The following is a 13,197-nucleotide window of genomic DNA, read 5'->3' as shown; positions in this document are numbered from 1 at the left end:
TCAGGACAGCCCGAGTTCGCTGTCGATGAGGTCGAAGAGCTCGTCGTCACTCGCGGAGTCGAGATCGATACCGCTGTCGTCGGCCGCGACCGGGGCCTTGCCACCCCACTGCGCGGCCAGGGTCTGCAGCCGCAGCGCCAGTTCGGACTGCCGGCCGTCGTCCAGGACGGTCGCCGCCAGCACGCGCTCCAGGCGCTCCAGTTCGGCCAGCACCTCGGACGCGGTCGCCGACGCCGGAGCCTGCGGCGCGGGGGCCAGCTGCTCCTGCAGCTGGCGGGCCAGCGCCTGGGGCGTCGGGTAGTCGAAGACGAGCGTCGCGGGGAGCCGGATTCCGGTGGTGGCGGTGAGCCGGTTGCGCAGCTCCACCGCCGCGAGCGAGTCGAAGCCGAGGTTCTTGAACGCCTGCTCCGGCTGGACCGCGTCGGCACCGGAGTGCCCGAGCGCGACCGCGGCCTCGGTCCGTACGAGCGTGAGGACGGCGGCCTCCCGCTCGCTCTCGGCCAGCTTCGCCAGCCGGTCGGCGAACGACTCCGCTCCCTGCTCGGCCGCCGCGGCCGCCGCCTGCTTGCGGGCGGGCCGCACGAGACCGTGGAGCAGCGCCGGAACGGGCTGCTGGCGGGCGTAGGCGGCCAGATCGAGCTTGGCGGGTACGAGAGCGGCCTCCGGGGACCGCAGGGCCGCGTCGAAGAGGCCGAGGCCCTCCTCGGCGGTGAGGGCCCGCATCCCGTCCCGGGATGCGCGGCGCTGGTCACCGGCCTCCAGGGTCGACGCCATACCGCCGACCTGTTCCCACAGACCCCACGCCAGCGAGGTGGCCGGGAGCCCCTGGGCCCGTCGCAGCGCGGCGAGTCCGTCCAGGAAGGCGTTGGCGGAGGCGTAGTTGGCCTGCCCGCGGTTGCCGAGCGTGCCCGACACCGACGAGAAGAGGACGAAGGCGTCCAGGTCCCGGCCGGCCGTGAGCTCGTGCAGGTTCCACGCGCCGTCGGCCTTGGGGGTGAGGACCGTGTCGAACCGCTCGGGGCTGAGCGAGGCGAGCGTGCCGTCGTCCAGCACACCGGCGGTGTGCACCACGGCGGTGACCGGGTGCGCGTCGAGCAGCCGTCGCACGGCGTCCCGGTCGGAGACATCGCACGCCTCCACCGCCACCGACTCGGCCCCCAGGCCGGTCAGTTCGGCGATCAGCTCGTCCGTGCCGTCGGCAGCCCGGCCGCGCCTGCTGGTGAGCACCAGCCGCCGCACGCCGTACGAGCTGACCAGATGCCGGGCGAACAGCGCGCCCAGCGAACCGGTGCCGCCCGTGATCAGCACCACGCTGTCCGGGCCCAAGACCCCGTCGGCCTCCCCATCGGCGGGGGCCGTCCTCGCCAGTCGCGGAGCCGTCGCCGCACCCTCGGTGAGAGCCAGATGCGGCTCGCCCGAAGCCGCGACCGCTTCCAGCGCCTGCCGGGAGGCGTCCGAGGCGTCCAGCTCGGCCAGCACGACCCGGTCGGGGTACTCCAGCTGCGCGGTGCGCAGCAGACCTCGGACCGATGTCGACGCCGGGTCGTTCCGGTCCACGGTCACGACCAGGGTCGTGCCGTCCTGCGTCGGGTCCTCCACGAACTCCTGTACCGCGGCCAGGACCTGACCGGTCAGGGCACGGACACGGGCCGGCACCGGCAGCTCGGCGTCCGCCGAGGCGTCGAACCGGGTCCATGGTCCCTCGGCGGGAGCCGTGGAGAGCGCGACCGGGTTCCACTCCGTGCGGAACAGCGCGTCCCGTACCGCGTCGCCCGCGCCGCCCAGCTGATCGGCGGACACCTCGCGGTAGACGAGCGACCCGACCGAGGCGACCGGCGCGCCGGTCGCGTCCGCCGCCGTCACCGAGAACCCGTCCGCGCCGGCCGGTGCGATCAGCACCCGCAGCGCGGTGGCTCCCGAGGCGTGCAGGGCCACTGCGTTCCAGGCGAACGGCAGCCGGGTCCGGTCGTCGCCGGCCCGTGACGGGGCGAAGGCGGCGGCGTGCAGCGCCGAGTCGAGGAGCCCCGGGTGAAGCCCGAAGCGCCCGGCCGCCGCGTCGTCCACGGTGACCTCGGCGAAGACCTCCTCGCCGCGGGTCCACACCTTGCGCAGCCCCTGGAACAGCGGGCCGAAGGCGAATCCGCCCTCGCCCAGCCGCTCGTAGAAACCGTCCGTGGAGACCGCCTCGGCCCCGGCGGGCGGCCAGACCGTCAGGTCCCGGCCGGGCGGGACGGAGGCGCCGGCCAGCGATCCGCTCGCGTGCCGCGTCCACGGCACGTCGGGCGCCGAGCCGTCCGTACGGGAGTAGACGCCGACCGTACGGCGTCCGTTCGCGTCCTCGCCGGACGCGACCACCTGGACCTGGACCCCGCCCTTGGCGGGGACGACCAGCGGCGCCTCGACGATCATCTCCTCCAGGTGCGGGCTGCCCACCTCGTCACCGGTGCGCACGGCCAGCTCCACGAGCGCGGTGCCGGGCAGGAGCACGGTGCCCGCGATCGTGTGGTCGGCCAGCCACGGGTGTGTGGCGAGTGACAGCCGGCCCGAGGCCAGCACGCCTCCGGAGTCGGGAAGCACGGTCACCGCGCCCAGCAGCGGGTGGTCCGGCTCGCCGAGCCCGACGGAACCGACGTCCCCGGAGGGAGCGACCGGGTCGAGCCAGTAGCGCTCGCGCTGGAAGGCGTACGTCGGCAGCTGGAGCCGCTCGCCCGGCCGTTCCGCGTCCGTGGTGTGCAGGGCGGTCCGGTCGGTCGGGACACCCCGGGTGTGGAGCGTGCCGAGCGCCAGGGCGGCCGCCCGTCCCTCGTCCTGGTTCCGGCGCAGGGCAGGGACCGTGAGAGCCGTCTCGCCGTCGATCTCGTCGAGGGTTTCGGTGGCCATGGCGGTGAGGACGGCGTCGGGGCCGAGTTCGAGGTAGGTGGTGACGCCTTGTTGGGCGAGGGTGTGGATGCCTGTTGAGAAGCGGACGGCTTCGCGGACGTGGTTGATCCAGTAGTCGGGGGTGAGGATGGTGTCGTCGGCGAGGGTGCCGGTGAGGTTGGAGATGAGGGGGGTGTGGGGTGGGTTGAAGGTGAGTCCGGTGACGACGGCGCGGAAGTCGTCGAGCATCGGGTCCATGAGGGGGGAGTGGAAGGCGTGGGAGACGGTGAGCTGTTTGGCGCGGCCGCCTGCTTCCTTGACTTTCTTGACGATGTTGAGGACTGCTGTCTGTTCGCCGGAGATGACGGTGGAGGTGGGTCCGTTGATGGCGGCGATGGAGACGGTGTCTTCGAGGCCCTTGATGTGGTCGAGGGCTTGGTTTTCGGTGAGGTTGAGGGCGGCCATGGTGCCGCCTTGGGGGAGGGCTTGCATGAGTGTGCCGCGGGCGGTGATGAGTGTGGCGGCGTCGGTGAGGGTGAGGATGCCGGCGACGTGGGCTGCGGCGATTTCGCCGACGGAGTGTCCGGCGAGGTAGTCGGGGCGGATGCCCCAGGACTCGTAGAGGCGGTAGAGGGCGACTTCGATGGCGAAGAGGGCGGGTTGGGTCCAGCCGGTGTCGTTGAGTCCTTCGCCGGTGGTGATGACGTCGGCGAGGGATCCGTCGAGGTGGGGGTCGAGCTCGGCGCAGACGGTGTCGAGGGCTTCGGCGAAGGCGGGGAAGGCCGTGTAGAGCTCGCGTCCCATCCCGGCCCGCTGCGCACCCTGCCCCGTGAACAGGAAGGCGAGCTTGCCCGTCACCGGAGACCCGGTGACCGTGTGCGCCGAGCCCGTCCCGGCGGCCAGTGCCTCCAGGCCCGAGAGCAGCTCCTCGCGGTCGCCGCCGACGACCACCGCGCGGTGGTCGAGCGCGGGGCGCCGGGTGAGCGCGCGGCCCACCGCCCGGGCGTCCCGCTCACGGGCGAAGTCGAGCAGACGCGCGGCCTGCGCCCGCAGCGCGGCGGGAGTCGACCCGGCCACCTGCCAGTCGAACACCGGTAGTTCCTGAACCTCTTCGGCCTCCGCGGGCTCCTCGGCCGGGGCCTGCTCGATGATGACGTGCGCGTTGGTGCCGCTCACGCCGAAGGAGGAGACACCGGCCCGGCGCGGACGATCCGTCTCGGGCCATGCGCGCGCCTCGGTGAGGAGTTCCACCGCGCCCGCGGACCAGTCGACATGTGGCGTCGGCTCGGTGATGTGGAGGGTCTTCGGCAGGATGCCGTGCCGCATCGCCAGGATCACCTTGATGATTCCTGTGACGCCGGCCGCGGCCTGCGAGTGCCCCATGTTGGACTTGGAGGAGCCGAGCCACAGCGGCTGGTCCTCGGGGCGGCCCTGGCCGTAGGTGGCGAGCAGTGCCTGCGCCTCGATCGGGTCGCCCAGCTTGGTGCCCGTACCGTGCGCCTCGACCATGTCGACATCGGCGGGCGACAGACCCGCGTCCGCCAGCGCCTGGAGGATGACCCGCTGCTGCGAGGGGCCGTTGGGGGCGGTGAGCCCGTTGGACGCGCCGTCCTGGTTGATCGCGCTGCCGCGCAGGACCGCGAGGACCTCATGGCCGTTGCGCCGGGCGTCCGACAGACGCTCGATCAGCAGCAGACCCGCCGCCTCCGACCAGCCGGTGCCGTCGGCGTCCGAGGCGAACGCCTTGCACCGCCCGTCGGTGGCGAGCCCCCGCTGCCGCGAGAACTCCACGAACCCGTCCGGCGAGGCGAGGATCGTGACACCGCCGGCCAGCGCCAGGTCGACCTCGCCGTTGCGCACGGCCTGCGCGGCCAGGTGCAGGGCGACCAGCGACGACGAGCACGCCGTGTCGACGGTGACGGCCGGGCCCTCGAACCCGAAGGTGTAGGAGAGGCGGCCCGACAGCACGCTCGGCTGGTTGCCGGTCGCGGTGTAGCCGTCGACCTCCTCGTTGTCCGTACCGACCGCGTAGCCGGTGTGGAAGGCGCCGACGAAGACACCGGTCCGGCTGCCGCGCAGCGCGGTGATGTCGATGCCGCCGCGCTCGAAGGCCTCCCACGCCGTCTCGAGGATCACCCGCTGCTGCGGGTCCATGGCGAGCGCCTCACGCGGGGAGATCCCGAAGAACGCGGCGTCGAACTCGTCGGCGTCCCGCAGGAACGAGCCCTTCACGGAGTACGTCTTGCCCGGGGTACCCGGCTCGGGGTCGTACAGCCCGTCGACGTCCCAGCCGCGGTTGTCCGGGAAGTCGCCCAGCGCGTTCCGACCCTCGGCCAGGAGCTGCCACAGCTCCTCCGGCGAGTCGAGCCCCTCGGGGAAGCGGCCGGCCATCGACACGATCGCGATCGGGTCGTCGTCCAGCGCCGCCCGGGAGGCCACGGCGGGTGCGGCGGCCGGGGACGCGGCGCCGGCGCCGGACTCGGTGAGCAGATGCGCGGCGAGCCGCTGCGGCGTCGGGTGGTCGAAGACCAGGGTGGGCGAGAGGCGCACACCGGTCGAGGCGCCCAGACGGTTGCGGAGCTCGACCGCTGTCATGGAGTCGAAGCCGAGCTCCTTGAAGGTCTTCTCCGGCGCCACGGCCGAGCCGTTGTTGTAGCCGAGTACGGCTCCCGCCGCCTCGCGCACCACCTCCAGGACCGCGTCCGCGCGCCGGTTCTCGGGCAGCGCGGCGATACGGTCCGCGAAGGAACCGCCGCCGCCGCTCCCGCCGGCCGCCGGGACCTCGTCCTCGCGCAGCGCGTCCAGCACCTCGGGCAGTTCGCCGATGAAGGCGCTCGGCCGGGCCGCGGTGAAGCCGGGTGCGAACCGCGACCACTCGACGTCCGCGATCGCGACCGTCGTCTCGCCCCGCCCGACCGCACGCATCAGCGCGGTCGCGGCCAGGTCCGGGTCCATCGGCGGCACACCCAGGCGGCGCATCCGCTCGGCCGACCCGTCGGCGGCGCCCATGCCGGCCCCGCCCCACGAACCCCAGGCGATCGACGTCGCAGGACGGCCCTGTGCCCGGCGCCGCTCGGCGAGCGCGTCGAGATAGGCGTTGGAGGCCGCGTACGAGCTCTGCCCGCCACCGCCCCACACACCGGCGCTCGACGAGATCAGGACGAACGCGTCCAGCGGCTGGTCGGCGAGCAGCTCGTCGAGGTGCGCGGCGCCCAGGACCTTCCCCGCGAGGACGCGGTTCATCTCCTCGGGGCCGGTGTCGGCGACCGAACCGGTCTGCCCGACACCCGCCGCGTGCACGACGGCGGTCAGCGGCAGCCCGACGGGTACGGAGTCCAGGACGGCGGCCAGGGACGACCGGTCGGTCACATCGCACGCGGCGACGGTGACCTGGGCCCCGAACTCCTCCAGCTCCGCGGTCAGTTCGGCGACACCTTCGGCGGCGGAGCCGCGCCGGCTGGTCAGGACCAGATGCTCGGCGCCGCCGCGGGCCAGCCTCCGCGCGATCTGCGCGGCGACCCCGCCCGTACCACCGGTCACCAGGACCGTGCCGCGCGGCGACCACTCGGTGGCCGCACCCCGCTGCGGGGCGCGCACCAGACGGCGCACGAAGACCCCCGACGCGCGGACCGCGAGCTGGTCCTCGCCCTCCGCCCCGCCGAGCGCGAGCGCGAGCCGCTGAACGGTCCTGCGGTCGAGGCCGTCCGTGCCCGGCAGGTCGACGATGCCGCCCCACAGACGCGGGTACTCCAGCGCCGCGGCCACACCGAAGCCCCAGACGAGCGCCTGCGCCGGGTCCTCGACCCGTCCGTCGGGACCCGCGCTCACGGCGCCCCGGGTCAGCGACCAGACCGGCGCGGTCGCACCGGCCTCGTCGAGCGCGGGCAGCAGCCGGGCGAGCGCGGCGAGACCACGGGTCAGCGCCGGGTGCTCCGGGTGCGGCCGGGTGTCCAGCGCGAGCAGCGACAGGACACCGCCCAACGCGCCCCGGGCAGTGGCGTCTTCCAGCGCCGCGCGCAGTCCTTCTCCGTACGCCTCCGGGTCCGTGCCGGCCTCGTACACCGTGAACTCGGTGCCCTGGGCCCGCAGTCCGTCCAGTACGGCGGCGGTGGGACCGTCGGCGAAACCGGCCGGGACGACCGCCAGCCACACCCCGGACAGAACCGGGCCGTTGTCCTTGGGCAGCCGCTTCCAGGAGACCCGGTACGTCCAGGAATCGAGGGTCGTCCGCAGCCGCTCGCCGCGCCGCCAGTCGGCGAGGATCGGCAGGGCCGCGCCCAGCGAGGCGCTGTCCCCGCCACCGAGCGTCTCGCTCAGCGCGTCCAGGTCACCGCTCTCGACGACCTCCCAGAACCGGGACTCCGAGTGCGCCGCGCCGCCCTGGCCGTCGGCCGGGGCCACGGCGGCGGGGGCGTCCAGCCAGTAGCGCTCGCGCTGGAAGGCGTAGGTCGGGAGATCGACCGGACGGGCACCGGTGCCCGCGAAGAACGCGGACCAGTCGACGGACACACCACGCCCGTGCAGCCGGCCGAGGGCGGAGACGAGGGTGGCGGGCTCGTCCTGTGCACGCCGCAGCGACGGTACGAGGACGGGGCTGCCGTCGATCTCGTCGAGGGTTTCGGTGGCCATGGCGGTGAGGACGGCGTCGGGGCCGAGTTCGAGGTAGGTGGTGACGCCTTGTTGGGCGAGGGTGTGGATGCCTGTGGAGAAGCGGACGGCTTCGCGGACGTGGTTGATCCAGTAGTCGGGGGTGAGGATGGTGTCGTCGGAGAGGGTGCCGGTGAGGTTGGAGATGAGGGGGGTGTGGGGTGGGTTGAAGGTGAGTCCGGTGACGACGGCGCGGAAGTCGTCGAGCATCGGGTCCATGAGGGGGGAGTGGAAGGCGTGGGAGACGGTGAGCTGTTTGGCGCGGCCGCCTGCTTCCTTGACTTTCTTGACGATGTTGAGGACTGCTGTCTGTTCGCCGGAGATGACGGTGGAGGTGGGTCCGTTGATGGCGGCGATGGAGACGGTGTCTTCGAGGCCCTTGATGTGGTCGAGGGCTTGTTCTTCGGTGAGGTTGAGGGCGGCCATGGTGCCGCCTTGGGGGAGGGCTTGCATGAGGGTGCCGCGGGCGGTGATGAGTGTGGCGGCGTCGGTGAGGGTGAGGATGCCGGCGACGTGGGCTGCGGCGATTTCGCCGACGGAGTGTCCGGCGAGGTAGTCGGGGCGGATGCCCCAGGACTCGTAGAGGCGGTAGAGGGCGACTTCGATGGCGAAGAGGGCGGGTTGGGTCCAGCCGGTGTCGTTGAGGCCTTCGCCGGTGGTGATGACGTCGGCGAGGGATCCGTCGAGGTGGGGGTCGAGCTCGGCGCAGACGGAGTCGAGGGCTTCGGCGAAGGCGGGGAAGGCCGTGTAGAGCTCGCGTCCCATCCCGGCCCGCTGCGCACCCTGCCCCGTGAACAGGAACGCCAGGGCTCCGTCCGACGGCTTGTCGAGCGTCGTCGCCGCGCCGGTGCGGCCCTGGGCGAGAGCCCGCAGTTCGGCGAGGACCGACTCACGGTCGGTGGCCGTGACCACGGCCCGGTGCTCGAGGGCGGCGCGGGTCGTGGCCAGCGCCAGGGCGACGTCCTGATGGCCGAGCTCCGGCCGGTCCTCCAGGTAGGCGGAGAGCCGGGCGGCCTGCGCGGGCAGTGCCTCGGCAGCACCGGCCGACAACACCCAGGGCACGGCGGCGAGTTCACGAGTCTCGCCCTCCGGCTCGGGTGTCTCCACGGCCGGCGGCTGCTCGATGATGACGTGCGCGTTGGTGCCGCTCACGCCGAAGGACGAGATGCCGGCGCGGCGCGGGCGGCCGGTCTCAGGCCACGGGCGCGCCTCGGACAGCAGCTCCACCGCGCCCGCCGACCAGTCGACGTGCGCGCTCGGCTCGTCGATGTGAAGCGTCCGGGGCAGGACGCCGTTGCGGATGGCCTCGACCATCTTGATGACACCGGAGACACCGGCGGCGGACTGCGCGTGGCCGATGTTCGACTTCAGCGAGCCCAGCCACAGGGGCTGGTCGGCCGGCCTGCCCTGACCGTAGGTGGCGAGCAGGGCCTGCGCCTCGATCGGGTCGCCCAGCGTCGTGCCGGTGCCGTGCGCCTCGACGGCGTCGACGTCGAGGGTGCCGAGACCGGCGTTGGCGAGGGCCTGCTTGATGACGCGCTGCTGGGCCGGGCCGCTGGGCGCGGTCAGGCCGTTGGAGGCGCCGTCCTGGTTGATGGCGCTGCCGCGGATCACCGCGAGAACCGGGTGACCGTTGCGCCGGGCGTCGGAGAGGCGCTCCAGGAGGATCAGTCCGGCGCCCTCGGCCCAGCCGGTGCCGTCGGCGGCAGACGCGAACGCCTTGCAGCGCCCGTCGGTGGCCAGGCCCTGCTGGCGGGAGAACTCCACGAACGACGACGGGGTCGCCATCACCGCGACACCGCCCGCCAGGGCCATCGCGCACTCGCCGCTGCGGACGGCCTGCGCGGCCAGGTGCAGGGCGACCAGCGAGGAGGAGCACGCGGTGTCGACGGTGACGGCCGGGCCCTCGAGACCCAGGGTGTACGAGATGCGGCCGGAGACGACGCTGCCCGCCGTACCGATGCCGATGTACCCCTCGGTGCCCTCGGGCGCCTGGCCCGACTGGGAGCCGTAGTCGTGGTACATCACTCCGGCGAAGACACCGACGGCGGCGCCCCGCAGGCCCGCCGGGTCGATCTTGGCGCGCTCGAAGGTCTCCCACGCCGTCTCCAGGAGGAGCCGCTGCTGCGGGTCGGTGGCGAGGGCCTCGCGGGGTGAGATGCCGAAGAACCCGGCGTCGAACTCGCCCGCGTTGTAGAGGAACCCGCCCTCGCGGACGTACGAGGTGCCGGTGTGGGCCGGGTCGGGGTCGTACAGCTTCTCCAGGTCCCAGCCGCGGTCGTCGGGGAACGCGGAGACCGCGTCGACCCCGTCGGAGACGAGCTGCCACAGCTCCTCGGGCGAGGTGACCCCGCCGGGCAGCCGGCAGCCCATGGCAACGATGGCGATCGGCTCGTCGTCGTATCCGGTGCCGACGGGGACGAGACCGGTGTCCGGGCCGTTGTCCTTCACCAACTGGGCGCGCAGGTACCGGGCCACGGCCGCGGGGGTCGGGTGGTCGAAGGCGAGGGTGGCGGGCAGCCGCAGACCCGTCGCCTCGGTGAGCCGGTTGCGCAGCTCCACCGCGTGCACGGAGGTGAAGCCGAGGGCCTTGAAGGCGCGTTCGGCGCCGACGGCACCCGGTCCGTCGAGCTCCGCGGTGCGGGCCGCCTCGGTGCGGACCAGCTCCAGGAGCATCCGTACGCCGCCGTCCTCGGGCAGCGCGTCCAGGCGCTCGCGGAGCGCGGCGGCGCGGCTGTCGTCGGCCTCGGAGGCGCGCGGGGCGGCGTCGATCAGATCGTCGAAGAGGGACGGCACGGCGTCGCGGTGCAGCGTGGCGGTGTCCAGCTTGACCGGGAACAGGCAGGCGGGGCCGGCCAGTCGGGCCGCGTCGAACATGGCGAGGCCGGTACGGGTGGGCAGGGCGCCGATGCCCGCGCGGGTGCCGCCCGTCGTCGTGTCCGGCAGCTCCCACGGCCCGAACGCCAGCGCCTGCGCCGGCAGACCGCGCGAGACACGGTGCTGGGCGAGCGCCTGCACGAACGCGTCGGCGGCCGCCTGTCCCGGGTCGCCGGGGATGCCGATCAGGCTGTCGGCCGACGAGAACAGCACGAACGCGGAGGGCTGTGCGGCGCGGGTCAGCTCATGGAGGTGGAGCGTGCCCTCGACGGTGGCGCGCAGCGGCGCCCCCGGCCAGAAGTCCTCCGGGTCGGGCGCGTGCACGACGGTGGTGACCGGGCGGGCGGACTGGGCCAGCACGCCGGTCAGCGCGTCCCGGTCGGTGAGGTCGCAGGCGTGCAGGGCGACAGTGGCGCCGAGGCCGGTGAGCTCGTCGCGGAGCGCGGCGGCGGCCGGGTCGGCGTCGCCCTGGGCGCTGATCAGCAGCAGATGCCGGGCCTGGTGCGCGGTGACGAGGTGCCGGGCAACGGCGATGCCCCGGGCGCCGTCGGCCCCGGTGACGAGCGTCGTGCCCTGCGGGTCGACGAGCGGGCGCGGGGCGTCCTCGACGGCGGCGGAGACCCGGGCGAGCCGGGGCTGCAGGACGAGGCCGTCCCGTACGGCGAGGCGGTCCTCGCCCGAGCCGACGGCGGCGAGCAGCGCGGCGGCTACGGGGCCGCCCGCGCGCTCGTCGGAGCCGAGCGGTTCGTCCAGGTCGGCGAGGACGATCCGGCCGGGGTGCGCGGCCTGCAGAGCGCTCGCGTAGCCCCAGGCGGCGGCCTGCGCCAGGTCGGGTGTGTCGGTGCCGGCGCCGGTCGACACCGCTCGGCGCACGACGACCACCAGACGGGACCCGGCGGTCCGCTCGTCCGCGAGCCACGGCTCGACGGCCTCGGCGAGCGCCGTGACCACGCTGTCGGCGGCGTCGGCGACGGCGACCTCGGGGGAGACGCGTCCGGTGCGCTCGGCCGGGGCGGGAGTGATGCCCGCCAGGTTCAGCACGGTCACCTCGGGCACCTGGCGGCCCTGGGCGAAAGAGGCGCGCAGGGAAGCCAGGTCGTCGAAGGCGTCGGTGTGGATGCCCGACGCGGTGAAGGGCGCCGCGTCCGCGCCGACGACGGCCCAGTCGCCGGTGACCGCCGTGGCGGTCGGGACCGACGGCAGCGGGATCCAGTCCAGGCGCAGCAGCGCCTCGAAGTGGCTGCTGCCGGCCGCCCGCAGACGGCCCGGGCGGTCGAGCAGCGCGAGACGGGTGACCTTCCCGGACTGGGTGCGGGGCACCTCCTCGATCTCGTACAGCTCCTCGGGCACCTTGTAGTACGCGAGCTGCTCCCGGCAGGCCGTGAACAGCGCCTCGGGATCGAAGCCCTCCGCCGACGGCACGATGAACGCCACCGGCACCTCGCCGAGGATGTCGTGCGGCTTGCCCACGACGGCGCAGTCCGCGACGCCCGGCACCTGGCGCAGGACGTCCTCGACCTCGCCCGGGTGGATGTTCTCCCCGCCCCGGATGATCATTTCCTTGATGCGGCCGGTGACGGTGAAGTACCCGGCCTCGTCGCGACGGGCCAGGTCCCCGGTGCGGTACCAGCCGTCGCGCAGCGCGACCGCCGTCTCCTCGGGCTTGTTGTGGTAGCCGGCCATGACGTTCGGGCCGCTGACCCAGACCTCGCCCTCCTCGTCGGTGCCGACCTCCGCACCCGTCTCCGGGTCGACGAGACGCACGTTGAGGCCGGGAACGGGAAGTCCGCAGGAGCCCTCGACCCGGGCGCCCGTCGGCCAGTTGATGGTGATCGAGCCGCAGGTCTCGGTCGAGCCGTACGCGTCGAGCAGCGGCGCGCCGAAGGACTCCTCGAAGGACTGCCGCAGCGACGCGGTGGTGATCGCGCCGCCGACCAGGCACATCCGCAGCGCCGGCGCGCGGAAGCCGCGCTCACGTGCGGCCGAGACGAGGTAGTGGTACATCGTCGGCACGCCGCCCAGGAACGTCGAATTGTCCTCGGCCAGGCCCTGCAGGACCTCCTCGGCCGAGAAACCGTCGACGATCCGGGCCGACGCGCCGACCGCGGTGACGGCGAGCACGCAGAAGATGTGCGACAGGCTGTGGAAGAGGGGCAGCGGCCACAGGACCCGGTCCTCGGGCGTCAGGTTCGGCACGGGTGCGTAGCAGGCGGCCACCGACCAGAGGCAGTTGCGCTGGGTGGAGAGGACACCCTTCGGCCTGCCGGTGGTGCCGGAGGTGTAGAGCAGCCAGGCCACGTCGTCCAGACCCAGATCGTCGCGGGCGGGCGCGCCGGGCTCGGTGGTGGCGAGCCGCTCGTACGGCACGCAGTCGGAGGGCGCCCCGGACGGAACGCCCTCGTCGCCGACCACGACGATCCGCAGCGACTGTCCGCTCTCCAGGACCGGGCGCACCTGGTCCAGGTGCGCGGCGTCGGTGATGAGGAGCCGCGCGCCGCTGTCCGCGAGCAGATAGGCAAGCTCGGCCTCGGTCGAACGGGGGTTGAGCGGTACGCCGATCGCGCCGGCCCGGGTGATCGCGAGATAACTCTCCACGGTCTCCACCCGGTTGCCGAGCAGGATCGCCGCCCGGTCGCCGGGCTGGAGACGGAGTTCCGCGAAATGCCCGGCCAGCCGGCCGGTACGGGCCTCCAATTCGGCGTATCCGACGCTTCGCCGGCCGTCACTGAAAGCCGTCTTGTTCCCGAAGGAATGCGCATGCGCCTTCAGTAGTTCGGGCAACGGTCGTATCAGTTCGGTACGCAGCATTACCGA

1 protein-coding gene is annotated in these 13,197 nt (G+C 73.6%); it reads right to left on the bottom strand.

Features of this window, described 5'->3' with window-relative positions:
• A complete protein-coding gene (locus ACZ7J0_RS08190; protein ID WP_470885107.1) occupies nucleotides 1-13,191 on the bottom strand; it encodes a type I polyketide synthase in 13,191 nt (4,396 codons plus the stop codon).
• Nucleotides 13,192-13,197: the final 6 nt, after the last annotated feature.

This window comes from Streptomyces sp. NPDC038280 (genome assembly GCF_055600045.1).
This window is presented reverse-complemented; position numbering and strand designations above follow the sequence as displayed.